Origin of the sequence: Pseudoflavonifractor sp. An187, from assembly GCF_002160275.1 — a bacterium.
Lineage (GTDB): Bacteria > Bacillota > Clostridia > Oscillospirales > Oscillospiraceae > Enterenecus > Enterenecus faecium.
Genome location: NZ_NFKG01000039.1, coordinates 1 through 21,153, shown reverse-complemented (window position 1 = coordinate 21,153; position 21,153 = coordinate 1). Strand labels below are relative to the sequence as shown.

Below are 21,153 nucleotides of genomic sequence, written 5' to 3'. Positions count from 1 at the left end.
TCTGCATCCAGTGCGGCGACTGGCGCGGCATTGACGTGGTGGGCTCGGTCACCGCCCAAAAGGGCCAGTGGGCCACCATCACCGGCACCTACACCATCCCCAACGATGCAGACATGTCCTATGTGGGCTGCTTCATCGAGACCGCCTGGACCGCCGCCCCCGACCCCACCAACGACCTGTTCGACTTCTATGTGGACGACGTGTCCGTGGTGGTGCTGCCCGACGAGAAGGAGCCTGTGGAGCCCGGGGAGAACGATGACAACGGCTCCTATCTGGACCTGGCCTGGCAGTGGAACCACAACCCCAACAACAACGACTGGTCTCTGACCCAGCGCAACGGCTTTTTGCGCCTGACCACCGGCACCAAGGCCAAGAACATCCTGGAGGCCCGGAACACCCTGACCCAGCGCACCTACGGCCCCACCTGCTCGGGCAATGTGGCCCTGGAGATCGCCGGGATGAAGAACGGCGATGTGGCCGGACTGGCCGCCTTCCAGCAGCGGTACGGCTACGTGGGCGTGAAGATGGAAAACGGCACCAAGTACCTGGTGATGACCAAGACCGAGTCCGACTCTGACCCCAACGGCACCGAGGTGGAGCGAGTGGCTCTGGACAACGGGGTCAACCGGGTATACCTCCGGGTGGACTTCGACTACACCCAGCGCAAGGATCAGGCCACCTTCTTCTACAGCCTGGACGGCGCAGCGTGGACCCAGATCGGCAACACCCTGCAGATGGCCTACACCCTGCCCCACTTCATGGGCTACCGTTTCGGCCTGTTCAACTACGCCACCCAGACCACTGGCGGCTATGTGGACTTCGACTACTTCCACGTCTCCGACCAGGGCTCCAACGGCTCTGAGACCGTCCTGAATGCCTCTCTGGACGACATCGACGACGTGCTGGGCGTGGCCTACGCCCAGGTGGAGCTGCCCGTGAAGCTGGACACCCTCCCCGACGGCGACTACACCAAGCTGGAAGCGTCCCTGAACATTCCCGACGACTTCACCGTGTCCGGCGTGGTGTTTGACGAGAAGAACGTCACCGGAGAGGCCACTTACACCTATCAGGACGGACGTCTGGTGCTCACCGTGTCCGGGGACAACGTCAACTATCAGGACAACGGCGGCACTGGCTTTGCCACCGTCCAGCTCCAGCTCACCGACTACACCACCCAGAACAAGACCGTGCAGGTGCGCACCGACTACGTGCGGGTCACCGGCGGCAACGTCTCCTATCGGGTGGACAACGCCGTGTCCAACATCTCCCTGGTGAAGCTGGACTCCGAGGCCCTGGCCAAGATTCCCGGCTACTCCAACCCCCTCATCGACTACGACTTCGGCGCAGACCCCTTCGCCCTGGAGTACAACGGCCGGGTGTACGTGTACATGACCGCCGACCAGTTCGAGTACGACCAGAACGGCAATATCATCGACAACACCTATTCCAAGATCAACTCCCTCCACGTCATCTCCTCCGCCGACCTGGTCAACTGGACCGACCACGGCTTTATCCCCGTGGCAGGCCCCAACGGCGTGGCCAAGTGGGCCAACAACTCCTGGGCCCCGGCCATCGCCTACAAGCAGATTGACGGACAGGACAAGTTCTTCCTGTACTTCTGCAACGGCGGCGGCGGTATCGGCGTGCTGGAGGGCGACTCCCCGGCGGGTCCCTTCACCGATCCCCTGGGCCACGCCCTCATCGACGGCAGCACTCCCGGCACCCAGGGTGTGCCCTGGATTTTCGACCCCGCTGTCATGGTGGATGACGACGGCACCGGATACCTGGTCTTTGGCGGCGGCATCCCCGCTGGCCAGGACCTGAACCCCAAGAGCGCCCGCATTGTCCGGCTGGGTGACGACATGATCAGCCTGGACTGCGAGCCGGTGATGATCGACGCCCCCTGCATGTTTGAGGACGGCGGCATTCACAAGGCCAACGGCAAGTACTACTACACCTACTGCTCCAACTTCTCCGGCAACCACTCCGCCGTGGAGGGCTACCCGGGCTACGGCATCATCTGCTATATGGTCAGCGATGACCCCCTGGGCCCCTATGAGTACTGCGGCGAGATTCTCCAGAACCCCTCCACCTACTTCGGAGTGGGCGGCAACAACCACCACGCCATTTTCAACTTCAAGGGCACCTCTTACATCGTCTACCACGCCCAGACTCTGGGCCAGGCCATGGGCATTGAGAAGGGCTATCGTTCCACCCACATCAACGAGGTGGAGTACTATGCCGATGGCCGCATCGTCCCCATCCAGGCTGACCGAGAGGGCATCAGCCAGCTGGAGACCATGAGCCCCTATCAGCTCACCGCCGGGGAGACCATCGCCTGGCAGGCCGGTATCAAGGTAGAGGCCTGTGACCAGCCCGGCCAAGGCCTGTCGGAAGTGAACAACCGCGCCGTCACCGACATCCAAAACGGCGACTGGATTGCCGTGGCCGGACTGGACTTCGGCGACAAGGGCGCCGCCTCCTTCACCGCCAGCATCGCCGCCCAGGCGGGCGGAGCTGTGGAGCTGCGGGTGGACTCCCCCGACGGCACCGTGGTGGGTACCCTCACCGTGCCCGCCGGAGACGGCACCTATCAGACCCTCACCTGCGATGTCACCGGCCTCACCGGGGTGCACAACCTGTTTATGGTGTTCACCGGAGACGACCAGGCGGAGAACCTGATGAGCCTGGACACCTGGCAGTTCACCGAGGCGGGCGAGTCTGCTTCCGCCAACAAGGCCCTGCTCCAAGCCACCTATGACTACGCCGTGAATCTGGACACCACCGGTGTGGTGCAGGCCGCTGTGGACGCTTTCCAGAAGGCCATGGACGAGGCCAAGGCCGTGCTGGACAACCCCAACGCCACCCAGGAGCAGGTGAACACCGCTTGGGATAACCTGCTGGAGGGTATCTGGGGTCTGGGCCTGAAGCAGGGCGACAAGACCATGCTGGAGCTGCTCATCCACAAGGCAGAGGGCATGCTCCCCAATGAGAGCAAGTACCTGCCCGACCACTGGCAGGAGCTGCTGGACGCTCTGGCCGCCGGTCAGGACGTGATGGAGGACGGCAATGCCCTCCAGGGCGACGTGGAGACCGCCGTGGACGAGCTCCTCACCGCCATTCTGGCCCAGCGCTTCAAGGCGGATAAGTCCATCCTGGAAGACCTGATTGGCACCGCCCAGGACATGGACCTCACCGGATACACCGCCGAGTCCGTGGCCACCTTCCGCTCCGCTCTGGCCGCTGCCCAGGCTGTGATGGCCGACGAGAGCCTGTCGGAGGACGACCAGCAGGTGGTGGACGACGCCGTGGCCGCGCTCCAGAGCGCCATGGACGGCCTCACCGCCGAGGGCGACGTGCAGCCCTCTGAGAAGCCTCAGGAGAGCCAGAAGCCTGAGCAGACCCAGGCTCCTGAGGCCACCGACCAGCCTCAGGCCACCCAGACGCCTGAGAACGTGCCTCAGACTGGGGACTCTGCCCAGCTGATGGGCTATGTGGCGGCCCTCACCGCCGCTGTGGGCCTGCTGGCTGGCGCTGCCTATGTGTCCCGCAAGCGTCGCAGCTAATCCCAAATCAAGCAAAAAGTACGGTCAGCTTCGGCTGGCCGTACTTTTTTGCTGTTTCGAGAGACAATTTCTTCTCCGATTTCCTGGGCAGGAACCAGCGCCCCCGCCGGGGACGCTCCGCTTATGCCCGATTTCTCCCCGATGAGAAATCGGGGAAAGAATCGCCAAAGGCGGGGCCTTCCCCCGCCTTGTGGAATTCACCCCGCGGTACGGGGAGCCCCTGCACATTTCTCTTTGCGGCCCTTGGCCCGGTGGGGTCACATAGAGGGCATGGCAATTCTTTTGTAAGTTTCAGCTTCTACGACAAATAAAACTTCTACCACGAGGGCCTCACCCTGGTGTGCAACGGTTCCCAGTTGCCGATAGCCTGGCTCCCGGCGGCGGGAACGCCGCACACACCAGAGTAGGCCCGGAGGTGGAAACCGCCTGGCTATAGGGCCAGCTGCCCAGAGCAGCCTGGTGTGGTGGCACGACTAGGTGCCACAGCAAGGGTCACGGGCCGAACACCAGCTTGACGCAGTTCCAGCCTCGTACCCCAAGGGGGGTACTTAGGGGGGAACGCCCTAAGCGGGTTTTGGTTTCTTTTGCCCGTTCAAAAGAAACCCCCAGCGGGAAGCGCGTCTTCCCTCGCCAGGGGAGAACGGCCACGTCTGAGACTTGGGAGAGGGGCGCCCTCTCTCCCACACTTCATATATTTTTCTTGTTTCCACTGCCCCTTTGCGCTATACTAGATCTAATATCAAGCAATACTACGGGAAGGTGCATGTATGAAACAGCTGCTCTTTGTCTACAACCCCAAAGCTGGCCGCCAGCGGGCCAAAACCATGCTCTCCGACGTGCTCACGGTGTTCGCCCAGGAGGGCTACCAGATCACCGTGCGCCCCACTCTAGGCCCCGGAGACGCCACCCAGGTGGTGGCAGACACCGCCGCCCACTATGACCGGGTGGTGTGCTGCGGCGGGGACGGCACCCTCAACGAGACGGTGGGCGGGCTGCTCTCCCTGCCCCAGGAGGAGCGACCGGTTCTGGGCTATATCCCGGCGGGCACCACCAACGACTTTTCCCGGAACATCAACCTGCCCCGCTCCACCCAGGAGCTAGCCCGGGTGGCCTGCGGCGGCGTGCCCCGGTCCATCGACGTGGGGGACCTGGGCGGACGGCAGTTTCTCTACATCGCCGCCTTCGGGCTGTTCACCGACGTGTCCTACTCCACCCCCCAGGCCTCCAAAAACCTGCTGGGCCACCTGGCCTATGTGCTGCAAGGGGCGGGGCGGCTGGTGAACTTCCCCAGCTACCAGGTGAAGGTCACCACCGACCAGGGCCTGGAGGTAGAAGGGGAGTTCATCTACGGCATGGTGTCCAACACCGTGTCCATCGGCGGCATGGTCAACCTGCCCCGGGACCTGGTGTGCCTGGACGACGGCCAGTTTGAGGCCCTGCTCATCCGCACCCCCAAGACCGCCAAGGACTGGCAGTCCATTCTCACCGCCCTCACCACCCAGAAACTGCCCGAAGACGGCAGTGTGGTGGGCTTCACCTGCTCCCAGGCCCACTTTACCAGCCCCAAGCCCCTGGCCTGGACCGTGGACGGGGAGTTTGGCGGTGACTATACCGACTTGACCATCTCCAACCGCTCCCGGGTACTCACCATTGCCTGCGGAAATTAACGCGCGGAAAAAGGCTCCGCCTTTTCCCACGGGAAGGATTGCATGACGCCCGGGGCTCGATTTCTAACGAAACAGTCACCCCAGGCGCCATGAGAAGTGTCATTTCCAATGCACATGTCCCCGGAAATGACGAGATTTCAATTTCTTCCGTCACCTGCGGGTGACGGAACTCTGCAAGGCTTAAAATCCCTCCGGCCTAGGCCGGAGGGATTTGTTTTTTCCTTACTCTTTCGGCCAAACCAGGGAATAGTAGTTCCGCTCGATGACCAATTTGGCATAGGTGTACTTGGCGCCCACCAGGCTCTTGACCCGGCTGACGTAGTTCTCGTCCACCGTCACACCCTCCCGGGGGGTAAAGGTCCCGGTGGAGGCCTCATAGGTGCCCGCAGCAGTGATCCAGCTGCTGCCATACCCCTTGTTGGCGAACACCACCAGGGGCATGTTGCTGGAATACTGATTGGCCTGGTAGTTGGTGGCGAAAATGTCCCGGCCGGAGTAGAGCCGGGAGTCGTACTCCAACCCGAAGAGGTTGGACAGGGTGGGCACGATGTCAATGGCAGAACAGGGGGTGTCCACCACCACCGGCTCCTCCATGCACCCGCTCCACAGGATGAAGGTATTGCGGTAGCGGGAGGTGTCCCGCTCGGTGTCGTCCACGCCGGACAGCTCTTTGTAGTAGTCCGTTCCCCCCTCTGTCAGGGCGTAGGGGTAGTGGTCGGCGGTGAGGGCGATCACCGTGTCGTCGGCAATCCCCGCCTCCTCCAGCTCCTTGACCAGGTACTCCATGGCGTACTCCAGCTCCATATTACAGGCCAGATAGGCCTGCACCTGCTCCGAGGCGTCGGGGTACTTGGCCTGAATGACCGCCTGGTTTTTCCGGGACATGGCGTTGCCCGACCAGGTGTAGTTGCAGTGTCCGCTCACCGTCATGTAATAGGTGTGGAAGGGGGTGCCGTTTTTCGCATAGTCCTGGATGTACCCGTCCACTGTGGACTCCATCATCTCCAGGTCCGAGCAGGGCCACAGGTTGCTTTTCAGCTCTAGGCCGTTGCCGATGCCGTGATACTCATACCCCAGGTTGGGGTGGGTCTCGTCCCGGCCATAGTAGGTATAGGTGTTGTTGTGGTAGGCCAGGGTGTCATAGCCCAGCTTTTGAAACTGCCAGCCCAGGGCCACGGGCATGGCATCCTTGGCACTGACTCGGAAGGACAGCTCGCTGCCCCCAATCCAGGTGGGAATGAGCCCGGTCATCACCGCGAACTCGCCCCCGGTGGTGGACTGGGTCCAGTCGGGCTGGTAGTAGTTTTCAAAGACAAAGCCCTCGTGGGACAGTTTGTACAGAGTGGGGGTAAGCTCCTGGTCGATGACATAGGGAGAGAAAGCCTCGGCAGTAATCAAAATGAGGTTTTTCCCCTGAAAATACCCGGTGTACTCATTTTTATTGGTGGGACTCTTGGCCCCAAAGAACTGGTGCATGGCCTTCAGGGTCTCGTCGTCAGTCCCCGCCGCCAGAGCCTCAAAGTCGATGTCCAACACGTTGTCCCCGGTGGGGGCCTGGCTGGCCCCAGGCTCCGGGCTGGAGGCCGGGGTGGCGGTGGGCAGCGGGTCATAGGGGAGCAGGATATCCAGAGGAGTCTCCGGGATGCCGGTGATGGCGTAACCCAGCTCCAGACGTAAGGTGGTCAGCAGCCCGAAGTGGGGCACCGACGTATTCACCGAGAAGTCGTAGGTGTAGTAGTTCTTTTCAGCCCCCAGCCGGGCGGTGAGCACCCCCACCAGCTGGAGCACCACCATAAGCCCCGCCAGCATCACCCGCACCGGGGCCCGCTGGCCCTTTTCGTAGAGGATGACAGGGCACATGCGCAGATAGACCACAAAGGGAATGAGGGAGAGCAAGATAAAGGGGATGCGGGCCAGCACCACCTCCACCATGGTGCCGCTGAAGTCCCCCACCACCTGCCCGGCCATGCCCTGCATGTATCCCAGGCCGAAATAGATCTTGAAAAAGCTCTTGCAGCAGTACTCCACGCAGGTGAACACCGTCCACCCCGCCACCAGCACGCCGCCCAGAATGCGGGACACCTTCCGGTTGGGAATGAGGTCCAGCACCAGAAAGACGGCCAGCCCCGCTGCCAGGGAGAACAGGAAAATGCGCAGCAGCCCCAGGTCGAAAAAGTTGCTGTCCCCATCAAACAGCCGCAGCAGCACCTCGTGGTAGAGCAGCATCAGCGGCAGGCTCACCGCCGACCGAAGGGGCGACCCACTCACCCGCCGCCGACGGGTCTGGGTTTTGGGCCCAGAGGAGAACTGGAGCTTGGGAACCCGAATGGATGGAAGTCGCACATGTTTCCACTTCTCTTTGCACGTTTCCTTCCATTTCGAAAACACCCCTGGCTCCTTGGGAGCCAGCCGCTTGGGTTCTGCCATGGCTATCCCCTCATTTCTCTTCTCGCCTCACCCCGCGGTGAGGGTTTTATTGTCTACACTTTACCACGATAGACAATCTTTTTCAATCTTTGACAAATCTTTTCGGTTTCTTCTCTTTTTCCCCTGGAAAACATTGCATTTTCGCTCTGCCTGTGCTACCATGTCAGACGCAAAAAGGAGCGTGTTTGACTGTGAAGCGAATGCTGCAATGGCTGCGTGGGGAGACGGTGCTGTGTGTGGCCTGGGTCTTGGCCCTGGTCACCGCTGTTCTCGTCCCCCCCGATGCCCAATATATCAACTATGTGGACCTGCACACCCTGGGGATGCTCTTTGCCCTCATGGCAGTGATGGGGGGGCTCCAGCGGCAGGGCCTATTTTTCCGCCTGGGCCGGTCCATGCTGGAGCGCACCCACACCACCCGACAGCTGGAAGGGGTGCTCATCCTGCTGCCCTTCTTTGTGAGCATGGCGGTGACCAATGACGTGGCCCTCATCACCTTTGTCCCCTTCGCCCTGGAGGTGCTCTCACTGGCAGGCCAGACCCAGCGAGTGGTGCCGGTGGTGGTGATGCAGACCATCGCCGCCAACCTGGGCAGCATGGCCACCCCCATCGGCAACCCCCAAAACCTGTACCTGTACTCCTGCTATGAGATGGACCTGGGGTCCTTTTTCGCCACCGTGCTCCCCTACGCCGGGGCCTGCCTGGTGCTGCTGGCGGTGTTTTTGATGGTACGCCCCTCCCAGTCCCTGGAGGTGCCCCAGGTGTCCGGGGAGGTGCCGCCCCTGTCCGGGGCCCGGGTGGCCGCCTACGGGGTGCTCTTCGCCCTGTGTCTGGGTGGCGTAGCCAAAGCGGTGCCCCTGTACGTGCTGTGCCCCTTGGTGCTGGTGGTGGTGCTGATGGCTGACAAACAGGTGCTGCTCCACGTGGACTACGCCCTGCTGGCCACCTTTGTGGGCTTCTTCCTCTTTGTGGGCAACCTGGGCCGCATCCCCGCCCTCACCGCCCTCTTCCAGTCCCTCATCCAGGGCCAGGAGGTGCTGTGCGGCGTGGTGGCCAGCCAAGTGATTTCCAACGTCCCCGCCGCCCTGCTCCTGTCCGGATTCACGGACAACGGCGCTGGGCTGCTGCTGGGTGTGAATCTGGGCGGTTTGGGTACCCTCATCGCCTCCATGGCCAGCCTGATCTCCTATAAATACATCGCCCGCACCTTCCCCGAGAAGAAGGGGAAGTACCTGGGCCAGTTCACCGCCCTCAATGTGGCGTTTTTGGCGGTGCTGCTCCTTCTGTGGGTGGTTTTACCCTAATACTGCACACCAACGCCCCGGCAATACGCCGGGGCGTTTTTTGAACTTTGTGCCGCTTCGGCGGCACACCACCATTCTCCTACAATAAAGTTACGGTATAAGGCGCGGCAGCCAGCCGCGTCTTTTTCCATCTCAAAGCCGAAGCTGTTAGAATGGGAGAGTAAATGGCCTGACACGCATCACCATGGGCCAGCACGCCCGTAATGGAGTCAGTCAGCCACCTCTCTCATTCGCAGCATTCGATTTGCGCAGGTAGAGCCACAGTGTGCGCTCGTGTCACTCAGGAGATTGAACAGGCAATGAGTAAAAGGTGGAAAGCCATGTCCAGCCAGAAGGAGGCATAAAATGAACGCAGTTGGAATTGATGTTTCCAAGGGAAAGAGCACGGTGGCTGCCCTGCGGCCAATGGGTGAAGTGGCATTGCTACCACAGGAATTTCTCCATACCGAAGTTGGTCTGGAGCAGATGGCTTATGCCATCATTGCGCTGGGCGAAGATACCCGCGTTGTCATGGAAGCTACCGGCCGCTACCATGAGCCGATTGCGGCAGCGCTGCATGAGTACGGTATCTACGTCTGTGTCCTAAATCCGCTGTATATCAAGCAGAGCGGAGGCGGTTCCATCCGCAAAGTCAAGACCGACAAGGCCGATGCTATGAAGATTGCCAAGTACGGCCTTGACAACTGGGTGGATCTGCGGGAATATACTCCCATGGACACTGTAAGACAACAACTGAAGCTGTGCAGCCGCCAGTACAACCTTTACATGAAAACGGTGGTGTCGCTGCAAAACAATCTCATTTCTCTGACCGACAAGACCTTTCCCAGCGTGAACGAACTGTTCTCCAGCCCGGAGCGTGCGGACGGTCACCAGAAATGGGTGGATTTTGTCAGGACCTTCTGGCATTGTGACTGCATCTGCCGCGTCAGCGAAAAGGCATTCACCGAGCGTTACCAGAAGTGGTGCAAACGCAAGGGCTACCATTTCAGCGTCGAAAAAGCACTGGAGGTCTATGCCGGAAGCTGCGGCCATTTCACCACGTTGCCGAAGAATGACAACACCAAGCTGCTCATTATCTCAGCCGCCCAGCAGCTTCTTGCAGGCAAGATGACACTGGCCGCTCTGCGAGCTGAGATGACACGGCTTGCCCGGCAATTGCCGGAATATGACACGGTGCGAACCATGTACGGTGTTGGTGATAAGACTGCACCTGCGCTCATGGCTGAGATCGGCGATGTGCGCCGTTTTCCACGCCGCAGCTCCATCGTTGGATTTGCGGGCATCGATCCCGGTGTGGATGAGTCTGGCAAACACAGTGCCAAGAGTGTTCCCACCACGAAACGGGGTTCAGCACATCTGCGCAAAACACTCTACCAGATCGTCTGCACTTACCTGAAAAAATCCCCGGCAGATGAGCCAGTCTACCAGTTCCTCGATAAGAAACGCAGCGAGGGCAAACCTTATTTCGTCTACATGACCGCTGCTCAAAACAAGTTCTTGCGTATCTACTACGCCCGCGTAAAGGAGTGCCTTGAGGCATTTGATGCACAAACTACCGAGCAGAAGTGATTTTTAACAACCAAATTTTACCTCGGCCGGTGAGGTGCTTTCTCTCCGGTCTGATTTGTTGCACCCTTTTTTCGGTCTCGCAAATTTTGCGGGACTTTTTTCATTTTGGTGCTTGACTTTTATTTGCAGGACTTCATTCTTCATTTTTCACTCTTCATTTCTATCTCCACCCCCGTGTAATAGTGCTTCAGAATATCCTCCCAGCTGCTCCCCTGGGCGGCCATGGCGTTGGCCCCGTACTGGCTCATACCCACCCCGTGGCCGTACCCAGTGACGGAAAAGGTGAATTGGTTCTCCTGGTAGGTGACCTGGAAACAGGCGGAGCGCAGACCAAACAGGGTGCGCACCGCACCCCCGGACAGCTCCACGCCCCCCACCTTCATGCTCCCTACCCGGCCGGAGGCGGTGAGGGTCATGCCGGATAGCCATCCCGCCGGGTCCCCGGACAGGTCGGCATCGGGATAGGCCTCCTTCACCTTCTTCTCCACCTCCTCCCGGGTGAGGGTGACGGTGGAGTAGTAGTTGGGCACCTCCTCCCCCTCGGGGCTGGACACGGACACCAGGTAGGGCAGACTGTTGCCCCACACCGCCTGGGCGTCCTCAGTGGAGGCGGTGGAGGAGGAGAAGAACACCGCCTGTATGGGCTTGCCGTCGTAGGTCATCACCTGGCCCGCGGTATCGGACACCGCCTGGGTGATCTTCTCGGTGTAGCTCTGGGCGTTGTCGTTCCAATTCTCTTTGGCCTTCTGGGGATCTATGTAGGCCTGACAGCACCCGGAGTCGGCGCAGATGTCCGCCTCCTGGTCCTTATGGGCGTTGGCACCCATCTTCCACAGGGAGTAGGTACGGGCGCACACCGCCTGGGCCCGCAGGGCCTGGGGCTCAAAGGAGGCGGGCATCTCGGCGGCCACCACCCGCCACAGGTAGTCGGCCATGGTCATCTCCTCTACCTTCCCCTCCCCCACCAGCACCCGGACCTTCTGGCGGTTGTCCCAGGTCTGGTCTGCCTGGGCGGTCTGGGACACCACCGGGGTGGGATTGGCGGGCAGGGTCTCCAACAGGCCCTGTTCCCCCTCAGCCTGTCCCAGGGCCAAAAGTGGAAATAAAAACAGGGTTGCGACCCCCATCAGCACTCCTGCGGCAAAAATCCGGGTGGCCTCCCGGTCAATGGGCCATCGTCCCACGAGCCTCTCCTCCTCGTTTCGTCTTGACTGTTGCACTTTAATACGCTATACTGAATAGAAACCGCCCGAGGCCCATTCCGGGTCCTTCCACCCCCGCGGCGATTTAGGAGGTGCACCATGTATTCCATCAATTCCTTCGACCTCATGGATGGACGTTCCCTGTCCTTCCTTCAACATATATGCAGCGAGTATGCTCCTCAGCACCAAATCCCCGCCTCTCTGTATGAGAAGTACGGGGTGAAGCGGGGGCTGCGCAACGCTGACGGCACCGGTGTCATGGCGGGCATCACCAACATCGCCAACGTCCGGGGCTACTACCTCCAGGACGGCGAGCGTGTCCCCGCCCCCGGCCAGCTCATCTACCGCGGCATTGACGTGTGTGAGCTCATTGAGGGCTTTTTGAAGGAGGGCCGCTTCGGCTACGAGGAGACCGCCTATCTGCTCCTCTTCGGCTCCCTGCCCTCCAAGGAGGAGCTGTCCACCTTCCAGGGTATGCTCAACCACTACCGCAATCTGCCCCCCGGATTCACCGAGGACATGATTTTGAAGGGGCCCAGCCGGGACCTGATGAACAAGCTGGCCCGCTCCACCCTGTCCCTATACTCCTATGACCCGGACCCGGACAACAACAACCTGGACGTGGAGCTGTTCCAGGCCATCCAGCTCATTGCCCGGTTCCCCGTCATTGTGGCCCACGCCTACGCCTGTAAGCGCCACTACTTCGACAATGAGTCCCTGGTGCTCCACCGGCCCCAGGATGGGCTGAGCGTGGCGGAGAACTTCCTGTGCTCCATCCGCCCGGATAAGAAGTTCAGCCAGGCCGAGGCCCGGCTGCTGGATTTGTGTCTGGTGCTGCACATGGACCACGGCGGCGGCAACAACTCCGCCTTCGCCTGCCGTGTCCTCTCCTCCTCCGGCACGGACATCTATTCCGCCATTGCCGCTGCCGTAGGCTCTCTGAAAGGCCCCCGGCACGGCGGCGCCAACAAGAAGGTCATGGAGATGTTCGGCCACATTGAGCGGGACGTGAAGGACTGGTCCAGCGACGACGAGGTGGCCGCCTACTTGGAGAAGATTCTCAAGAAAGAGGCGGGAGACCGCTCGGGACTCATCTACGGCATGGGCCACGCCATCTACACCCTCTCCGACCCCCGTGCCGTGATGCTCAAACGGTTTGCCCGGGAAGTGGCGGAAGAGCGGGGCTTTGTGGAGGAGCTGGAGCTGTTTGAACGGGTGGAAAAGCTGGCCCCCGAGGTCTTCCACCGGGTCACCGGCCAGAACAAGGTCATGTGCGCCAACGTAGACTTGTACTCCGGCCTGGTGTACAAGATGATGGGCATTCCCCCCGAGCTGTACACCCCCCTGTTTGCCATCGCCCGCATTGTGGGCTGGTGTGCCCACCGGGTGGAGGAGGTCTACAACCCCTCCGGCCGCATCATCCGTCCCGCCTACAAGGCGGTGTGCCCCATGCGGGACTATGTGCCCCTGGAAAATCGCTAAAACACAAACGAGAGCCAATACAGACCATTTGGGCCTGTGTTGGCTCTTTTTGGTGTGCTGCAATGATTTCTCAGGCGTATTCTTATTCCCCTGGCGAGGGGAGACGCGCTCCGCTGGGGTCCATTTTGACTGGCCAAAATGGACGAAAAGCCACTTAGGGCGTTCCCCCCTAAGAACCTCCCTGGGGTACGAGGCTGGACCTGCGTCATGTCTATATTCGGCCCGTTACCCTTGCTGTGGCTCCTGTTCCTGCCACCACACCAGGCCACCCTGGGCAGCTGGCCCTACAGCTAGGTGGTTTCCATCTCCGGGCCTACCCTGGCCAAGCGGCGTTCCCGCCGCCGGGAGCCTGGCCGCCGATCGCTGGGAACAGCGACTCACCAGGGTAAGGCCCTGGCAATAGAAGTAGTATTTGTCAGAGGAGCAGATACTTCCTGTAGAATTTCCACGCCTTCTATGTGACCCCACCGGACCAAGGGCTGAAAAGAGAAAGGCGCACCCTCCGCCCAGCACCGCGGGGTGGATTCCACAAGGCGGGGGAAGGCCCCGCCTTTGGCGATTCTTTCCCCGATTTCTCATCGGGGAGAAATCGGGCCCAGCGGAGCGTCCCCGCCAGGCTGGCAAGCCGGAACGAAGAAACCGGTTGGAGGACAATCCCTCCGACCCGGCTTGCGCCGGGCCACCTCCCTTTACACAAGGGAGGCTTTTGAAGCAAAAAGTACGGCCAGCTTTCGCTGACCGTACTTTTTCGCTTGATTGGAGATTAGCTGCGGCGACGGCGCACCACCACGGTGGTACCCATCAGCACAGCAGCGGCGGCCAGAGCGGCCACGTACACCATCAGCTGAGCGGAATCGCCCGTCTGAGGCACGTTCTCGGGCTTCTGGGTGGCCTGGGGCTTGTCGGTGGTCTCGGGAGCGCCACCGGCGGTGAGGCCGTCCATGGCAGAGGTCTTGGCGCCGTTGGTGGACCAGCGGGACTGGTTCTGCTTGTTGGTCTCGTCTCGGTTGACAATGCCGTCAATGGCCTTGTCTGCGCCCCAGTCGTTGGTCTCGGTGTCGTTGGCGGTGGCCGTACCAGTCAGGGCGTGGTTGATTTGGGTGGTCTCCTGGTCGGGGGACTGGGCCTGGGTGGCCATGGGGGTCAGCAGAATGGCCGCAGCCGACAGAGCCGCTGTCCATCGCTTCCATTGTCTTTGCTTCATACTCATACTCCTTCTTCTCCCAATTTGTGGTTTCCTTCCTATACGTTGTGCACTTTGCATCTCTTGGATCATATCACGCCAGCCTTTTTCGTCAATTCCGCCGCATTCCACAATTTTCACAAAAAAATACCGCCGTTTCCGCCCCACAAAGGGAGGGAAACGGCGGCCAGGGGTCAGCGGTTCACGGAACAGGCCATCCGGTGATAGGTGTGGCGGATGCCACGGATGGCCACAGAATAGGCCTGGATGTTCTCCGGCAGGGACATGCCCGCGTAGCCCGCATCCCCCAGGTGGTGGATGTCGGTGCCGGTCATCTTGCACATCAGAGCAATCTGGCGGATGGTGTCCACGTCCGCCCCCTCCTGAGAGGTGCCGATGGCGGTGATGGTCAGGCAGCCCAGGGAGTGGGCGTGGGTGACCAGGCCTCTGACATACTCCACGGTGATGCCGGGCACGGTGCCGGGGGCGGGGAGCAGAATGATGTCCGCCCCCGCCTGGGCAAAGGCATCAATGTCGGCGGTGGTGATGATGTGCTCGGCCCCCTCGGTGAGGATGCCGGAGGCGTGCATCTTGCCGGCGGCCAGAATGAGCCGGTCTCCCAGCTCCGCCTTGTACTCCTTCAAGGTGCGCACAATGGCCTCATTGGTCACACCCACCCCGGGATTTCCGGTGAGGAGGATGAAGTTCACCCCCATGTCCGCGGCCCGGCGGGCATTTTCCAGGGTGGCCTTCCGCCCATCGGTCATGGCCCACAGGTCCCCCTCCTCCTGCTCCAGGGGCTGGTCCACCGGCTCCAGGTTGATGCCGATGGGGCGACCGGTGAGGGCCTTGAGCTTGGCCACCACCTCCATGGGCTCGCACTTGGGCAAACCCTGGATGACGGGTCTTTGTACGTCAAACATGTTCAAAAGCAGAATATCCGCCCCCATGGCGGCGGTAAACTCGGCGTTGGTGACGTTGCCCAGCATGGGCTGGATATAGCCGATGGACTCGCAGGCCAGCACCCGGCCCTCCGAGCCGGCAATGGAGGCCAGCAGCTCCTCCTTATTCATGGTGCGAAAGTCCGAGGCGGTACAGTCAAGCAGTCGTTTCATGACAGTCTCTCCTTGTCTTTGGGATACGTTCATTATACCACACCTCTCCCAACGTGTATGCCCCCTTTTTCCACTCCAGCCGCTATACATTCCCCATCTTCCATGGTAGAATACGGACAAGCAAACGATAGGGAGGTACTGGCCATGGATGTTGTCAGCACTCTGTCCTCCACAGGACGCACCGTCAACGAAGATTTCATACACCTCCAGCCCAACCGCTGGGCTATGCTCCTGGATGGCTCCTCGGGCCTGATGCCCAATGTGTTGGTGCCCCATTTGCAGGGCCGCTTTCAAAGTGATGCCCAGTGGTTTGTGCACACCTTTGCCCACGCCTTCGCCCAGGTAGAGCAGCCTTCCACTCCCCTTTCCACGGCGGTGGAGCAAGCCCTGGCCCTGGTGGAGCAGCAATACCAGGCCATTCCCATTGCGGACCACTTGCGGGGCTTTTCCTATGAGCCCTCCGCCTCCCTGGCCATATTCCGAACGACAGAGGCGTTCGGCCCGGAGCTGTTCCTCCTGGGCGACTGCACCGCAATCTGGGACGGCGGCGTATACCATGACCCGGCGGTCTCTCGCTTGGATGACCGGGCCATCCAACTGTGTCTGCACCTGTCTGACACCACCGGGCAACCACCCGCCGAGGTCATTCAAAGCCCCGCCATGCGGGCAAAGCTTCTGGAGCACCGGGAAAAGAAAAACCACCCCGAACAGCCGGATGGCTACACCGTGCTGGCCCCTCACACCGGACTGGCCCAGTACGGCGCCCACCTCTCTCTGTCGGGGCAAGGGGTACACCATGTCTTTTTGATGTCGGATGGGCTGGCCGCCGGATACCAGAGCTACCACCTGGAGCCCGGGCCCCAGGAATATCTGCACGCCGCCTATACTCAGGGCCTCTCCTCTCTGCTCTCCCGGGTGCGGGCTGTGGAACAGGCAGACCAGGACTTGCGCCAATTTCCCCGCCTGAAGCCCAGTGACGATGCCAGTGGCGTTTTGGTGGAACTGGCACAGCCATAAGCCCTTGGATTTTGCCACACTCCCCCTTGCTTTTCCCACTATTCTGGGGTATACTTTCTTAGATATCAACTGCCACCGGGTAGTGGAATGTAGAATGCATTCTTCGTTTACGGCGTTAGGTCTTAGAAGCCGTAGACAAGGGTGCATTTTTTTGCGAAAGGACCTATTCATATGGAAAAACAGCTCAGACGCTATCTGCTCCCCAACATTCTGGCCATGATTGGCACCTCCTGCTACATCCTGGCCGACACCTTTTTTATCTCCCTGTCCCAGGGCCCCAACGGCATCACCGCGCTGAACCTGGTGCTGCCCCTCTATGGGCTCATCTTCGCCCTGGGCTCCATGATTGGCATCGGCTCCGCCACCCGCTACGCCTTAGGGAAAGGGAGCAACACCCCCGATTACCACCTCTACTTCTCCAACTCCATCGCCTGGACCCTGCTGGTGGGGGCGGTGTTTGTGGCGCTGGGTGTGGCCGTGCCTGACGGAGTGCTGCGGCTGATGGGGGCGGACAACACCATTTTGCAGGTAGGACACAATTACATCCGCATTGTGCTGTGTTTTGCCCCCCTGTTCATGCTCAACTTCACCTGTACCGCCTTTGTGCGCAACGATGGCGCCCCCCGCATCGCCATGGCCGCCACTCTGCTCAGCGGCCTGTTCAACATTCTTTTTGACTATCTGCTCATGTTCCCCTTGGGACTGGGCATGACCGGGGCCGCCCTGGCCACCGGCTTCTCCCCGGTGGTGAGCATGTCCATCTGCCTGCTCCACTACCTCTCCCCCCGCAACACCATCCGCCTCATCCCCACCCTGCCCTCTCTGCGCCGCCTGCTCTCCGCCTGCCAGCTGGGGGTGGTGGCCTTTGTGGGGGAGATGTCCAGCGGCGTGACCACCATGGTCTTTAACTTCATTCTCCTGCATCTGGCGGGCAATGCGGCGGTGGCCGCCTACGGCATCGTGGCCAATATCGCCCTGGTGGGGGTCGCCCTCTTCAACGGCATCTCCCAGGGGCTCCAGCCTCTGGCCAGTGCCTGCCACGGCTCCGGCGACACCCAGGGCCAGAGCCGCATCTACCGCCACTCCATGTTCATCGGCCTGTGTGTGTCCGCCGTGGTGGTGGCCGTGGTGGTGACCTTTGCCGGGACCCTGGTGGCGGTGTTCAACAGCCAGCACTCCGCCCAGCTGGCCGACTACGCCATCCCCGGCCTGCGCCTGTACTTTCTGGGCTTCCTCTTCGCCGGGGCCAACATTGTCAAATCCGGCTTCTACAGCGCCACGGGCCGGGGCAGAGAGTCCTCCATCCTGGCCCTGTGCCGGGGCGTGGTGGCCATTGTGGCCTTCGCCTTCCTTCTCTCCCACCTGTTTGGCATCACCGGGGTGTGGCTGGCCTTCCCCGCCGCTGAGCTGTTCACCCTGCTGCTGGGCCTGGTATTGGGCAGACCCCAGGGGCTGGGTGCTCCCGATCCCCGGCCGGCTTGACCTTGCCGCCAGGGGGTGCTACAATGGTAGAAAACTGTAAAACTTGAAATCTCTCTGTTTCTGCGCAGGTCACTGCGGGGTAAGACCATTCCAGGTTTTACCCCGCTTTTTGCGTCTCCCACAACAGGCTTTGAAAGGTCGAGATTCCATGCGACAATCCAACCGAACCCCTCTCACCCACCCCCTGCGGCGCATCCTCTTTTTGTGCCTGGGACTGATGATCATGGCCTTTGGCGTGGCCTTTTCCATCAAAGCGGGGCTGGGCACCTCCCCCATCTCCAGTGTGCCCTATGTCACCTCGGAAATTTCCGGCCTGTCGGTGGGGGCCACCACCATCATCATGAATTTCCTCTTTGTGCTCATCCAGATCGCCATTCTTCGCCGGCAATACGACTGGTTCCAGATACTGCAATTCCCGGCCGCCATTCTCTTCGGGTTCACCATCGACGTGGCGGAATGGGTCATCGCCCCTCTGCCCTGCTCCGGCTATCTCATGGCCTGGGTCTACTGCGCTCTGGGCATTGTGCTCATCGCCTTTGGGGTGAGCGTAGAGGTAATGGCCAACCTGGTGACCACCGCCGGGGAGGGCATTGTGCTGGCCATCTGTCAGGTGGCCCCGGTGAAGTTTGGCAATATGAAGATGTGTTTTGACGTGACCCTGGTGTGCATCGCCATTGTGTTGTCGCTGGTGTTCCTGGGCCACCTCAGCGGCGTGCGTGAGGGCACCATCGCCGCCGCTATTCTGGTGGGGCAGATCACCAAGCAGACCAATAAACTCACCAAGAAGGTGGAGTTGGCGGTGCTGAGCTGAACAAAATTCTTTATAATAGAATAGGCCAGCCCGGACGGCGTTGTATGCCGTCCGGGCTGGTTTTTTTCGTGGTTTGATTCTCACCCGGTGCTCAATCGTCCGCCAGCAATTTGGCCGGGGGTATGTCCAACACCTGGGCAATCTTGAACAGGGTCTCCAGAGACACGCCACAGATGGTGCCCGTCCCCATTATTTGTTCCTATCGATTTCTATGCTATATGAAAAATGTATTGCCGTTCTCTCACTCTTTTGCAATACTGGGAATATTGAAACAGACTTTTACACACTCTGAGCAATTACCTAAACGATTAATCTCAATTACTTGACAGGAATATGACAGCCCCTCAGAGAGGAGTGCGAGAATTGCTCGGTTGTAATATCGAGGAATATATCCTAAATGTTCCCCCTTGTTTGTGTTTACTTGAATGGCATTTGAATCATTTTCATTCTCCGGTTGTGGACTCAATTGCAGCAAATCTCCCACATGAATTTGCGGTAAAAGAGAACACATCCTTCCTTCACATGGCGCTAAATGGCGAATTCCCATAATATAGAATTCTCGTTGTACGGTTTTGTCATCTGAAAGAATCGGATTAATAAATTCATAGGTGTCAATAGGTAACCTTCCACCATTTTTCTTTAGTAACTCATACGCATCATATTGTGTAAGTCCATATTTTTCCAGAATCTTCTCAATATCTCGGCGCTTAGGATCAGGCAACCGACTAGAAAAGACAGGAAACAAGATATTGCTCTCGTAAACCTTTTCATTGGGAAATGCTTCGAGCTTTCCCCAGCCACATTTCTGTGCATCATTGTATTCTTCACAATACTCAAATTTAAAAGTCTCTCCTCGGGTCAACTTTCCGACTGTAAAGTTTCTCCTAGTTTTAGGATCTTTCCAAATCAAATATAGAAACTCATTTTTATTATCCTTACACATTTAGTCGTCCCCCTGTAGTAACTCCCCAAGAATCTCCAGTTTTCTTTTCAAGAATCGTCGAATCAATTTATTTTTTCCCAGACTCAAAATTTCTGACTGATATACATCTACCAAATTATCAATAATATCATTGTTTAATTTCTTAATAAATCGTACGCAGATGTCGTGTGTTTCAGGATACTCCGAAAGAAGATATTTCACAACCTCTCTATGTCGAGGTTGTGCTTTACGAGAGCCATCAATTCTTATAATAGATCGTGACTTCGTGTCGACTAATGCATTGAAAGGGCCAGCGTCTTTCCCAAACATCCTGTCCAATTGTTTATCATTAACATAACAGCATAACGATGACCCATTATCATATAATGGGCATTTTCGCACTTCTCTCTTTTCCCATGGTTCCCCTGATAATTCAAGAATTGCCCAATTGCTTTGATGCCGATCTGCATTCCCTATTAAAAAATCAAACACCATCATTTCAATCCAGACATCTCTCGACACAATTTCGTAAGTAGATTGGAGGATATGCTCTAAGCAATAGTATTTTCCACTGCTAGTATCCACCATCTTATCCGCATCGTAGTTTGGGTAAATTCCGGAAATAAATCCAATGCCTTCTTTTAAATATTCATTGGGTTGACTAACTAGATAACTCATACTTCCAATGCGTCCATGATAAGTACCAATATCTACATTAGCAGTAGAAACCCCCAATATTTCACCTATCTGATGGGCCAAATGTTCTGAAATATGTTCAGTTGTTTCCTGTGATGTAGCCGGATCTATTTTAGGAAACTTAAATAAGCCAATATCTCCATCTTTTGACATCAGCCAGACTTTTTCACTTCGTCCACTACCTTCTGAGGCACCATCATATATATTCCATCCGTCAAAATCTCGAATATTTATCATGATGCGCCTCCGTTCTCATTGTATAATCGGTTTCGTAAGTTTCTTATTTCACTGTAATAATAGCTATTTTATAATCTTCCCCTTTTGTTTTTCAACAGAAGCATTTCATCATAAACACCTCAAAATAACATGAAATGCTTTTGGGGCACACATGTAGTAATGTCCTTACTCTGGTATAGTTTCTGCTATGTATTAACGTCTCTTTAATTTTAATATAACACTTTATTCTACTCTATTATAAAAATATTGTCAATTATTATAACAATTTTGTATTTAGAGATATTCGCCTTCCCCGATGTGTCACACATCCTCGAAAAACCTACAACAAACTTATTACAGAATCCAACCAGCCCGGACGGCATACTGAACTGCTCCCCGTCAAGAGGACAGTGAAAAAATATAAAGTTTTCCCGGCCAGTAGCCTATGTGCTGCTGGCCGCTTTTTATGCAGCGAGATACAGCTCGTGCTTCTC

General features: G+C 58.4%; 14 protein-coding genes. 8 read left to right on the top strand and 6 right to left on the bottom strand.

The annotated features are described in order from the left end of the window. Window positions 1–3,566 (top strand): family 43 glycosylhydrolase (locus B5F22_RS11060; protein WP_087392592.1); only part of this gene is annotated, 3,566 nt, incomplete at its 5' end. 767 nt (window positions 3,567–4,333) lie between these two features. Next, window positions 4,334–5,233 (top strand): diacylglycerol kinase family protein, encoded by a 900-nt coding sequence (locus B5F22_RS11055; protein WP_087392591.1) that lies wholly within the window; start codon window positions 4,334–4,336, stop codon window positions 5,231–5,233. A 222-nt stretch (window positions 5,234–5,455) separates the two neighbouring features. Here the strand turns inward: B5F22_RS11055 and B5F22_RS11050 are convergent, their stop codons facing one another. After that, window positions 5,456–7,660, bottom strand: coding sequence for an LTA synthase family protein (locus B5F22_RS11050; RefSeq protein ID WP_087392590.1), 2,205 nt, complete (start codon window positions 7,658–7,660; stop codon window positions 5,456–5,458). Between the two features lie 200 nt (window positions 7,661–7,860). On the opposite strand from B5F22_RS11050, the gene B5F22_RS11045 reads away from it, so the two are divergent. Together B5F22_RS11045 and B5F22_RS11040 are read left to right on the top strand one after the other, a co-directional pair. Then, window positions 7,861–8,964, top strand: a complete 1,104-nt coding sequence (locus tag B5F22_RS11045; RefSeq protein WP_204210592.1) for an SLC13 family permease — start codon at window positions 7,861–7,863, stop codon at window positions 8,962–8,964. A 345-nt stretch (window positions 8,965–9,309) separates the two neighbouring features. After that, the gene (locus tag B5F22_RS11040; RefSeq protein WP_087392588.1) at window positions 9,310–10,533 is read left to right on the top strand and encodes an IS110 family transposase; all 1,224 of its coding nucleotides are present in this window, start codon (window positions 9,310–9,312) and stop codon (window positions 10,531–10,533) included. 140 nt (window positions 10,534–10,673) lie between these two features. Here the strand turns inward: B5F22_RS11040 and spoIID are convergent, their stop codons facing one another. Beyond that, window positions 10,674–11,717 (bottom strand): stage II sporulation protein D, encoded by a 1,044-nt coding sequence (spoIID, locus tag B5F22_RS11035; RefSeq protein ID WP_242955119.1) that lies wholly within the window; start codon window positions 11,715–11,717, stop codon window positions 10,674–10,676. 117 nt (window positions 11,718–11,834) lie between these two features. On the opposite strand from spoIID, the gene B5F22_RS11030 reads away from it, so the two are divergent. Further along, window positions 11,835–13,217, top strand: a complete 1,383-nt coding sequence (locus B5F22_RS11030; protein WP_242954949.1) for a citrate/2-methylcitrate synthase — start codon at window positions 11,835–11,837, stop codon at window positions 13,215–13,217. Between the two features lie 763 nt (window positions 13,218–13,980). Here B5F22_RS11030 and B5F22_RS11025 read toward each other — a convergent pair. Both B5F22_RS11025 and B5F22_RS11020 read right to left on the bottom strand, forming a co-directional pair. Continuing rightward, window positions 13,981–14,421, bottom strand: a complete 441-nt coding sequence (locus B5F22_RS11025; RefSeq protein WP_087392587.1) for an LPXTG cell wall anchor domain-containing protein — start codon at window positions 14,419–14,421, stop codon at window positions 13,981–13,983. A 173-nt stretch (window positions 14,422–14,594) separates the two neighbouring features. After that, window positions 14,595–15,515 carry a haloacid dehalogenase-like hydrolase gene (locus B5F22_RS11020; RefSeq protein WP_204210591.1) on the bottom strand — a complete coding sequence of 307 codons (921 nt, stop codon included), beginning with the start codon at window positions 15,513–15,515 and terminating at the stop codon, window positions 14,595–14,597. A gap of 144 nt (window positions 15,516–15,659) precedes the next feature. Here B5F22_RS11020 and B5F22_RS11015 point away from each other — a divergent pair, with 144 nt between their 5' ends. From B5F22_RS11015 to B5F22_RS11005, 3 genes are all read left to right on the top strand, one after another. Further along, entirely contained in the window at window positions 15,660–16,532 is an 873-nt protein-coding gene (locus B5F22_RS11015; RefSeq protein WP_087392585.1) for a hypothetical protein, read from the top strand. A gap of 171 nt (window positions 16,533–16,703) precedes the next feature. Next, window positions 16,704–18,014, top strand: coding sequence for an MATE family efflux transporter (locus B5F22_RS11010; RefSeq protein WP_087392584.1), 1,311 nt, complete (start codon window positions 16,704–16,706; stop codon window positions 18,012–18,014). 148 nt (window positions 18,015–18,162) lie between these two features. Next, window positions 18,163–18,825, top strand: coding sequence for a DUF6198 family protein (locus B5F22_RS11005; RefSeq protein ID WP_087392583.1), 663 nt, complete (start codon window positions 18,163–18,165; stop codon window positions 18,823–18,825). Between the two features lie 241 nt (window positions 18,826–19,066). Here the strand turns inward: B5F22_RS11005 and B5F22_RS10995 are convergent, their stop codons facing one another. Beyond that, window positions 19,067–19,768, bottom strand: a complete 702-nt coding sequence (locus B5F22_RS10995; RefSeq protein ID WP_087392582.1) for an HIRAN domain-containing protein — start codon at window positions 19,766–19,768, stop codon at window positions 19,067–19,069. Continuing rightward, window positions 19,769–20,680 carry a protein kinase gene (locus tag B5F22_RS10990; protein ID WP_143482249.1) on the bottom strand — a complete coding sequence of 304 codons (912 nt, stop codon included), beginning with the start codon at window positions 20,678–20,680 and terminating at the stop codon, window positions 19,769–19,771. Window positions 20,681–21,153: the final 473 nt, after the last annotated feature.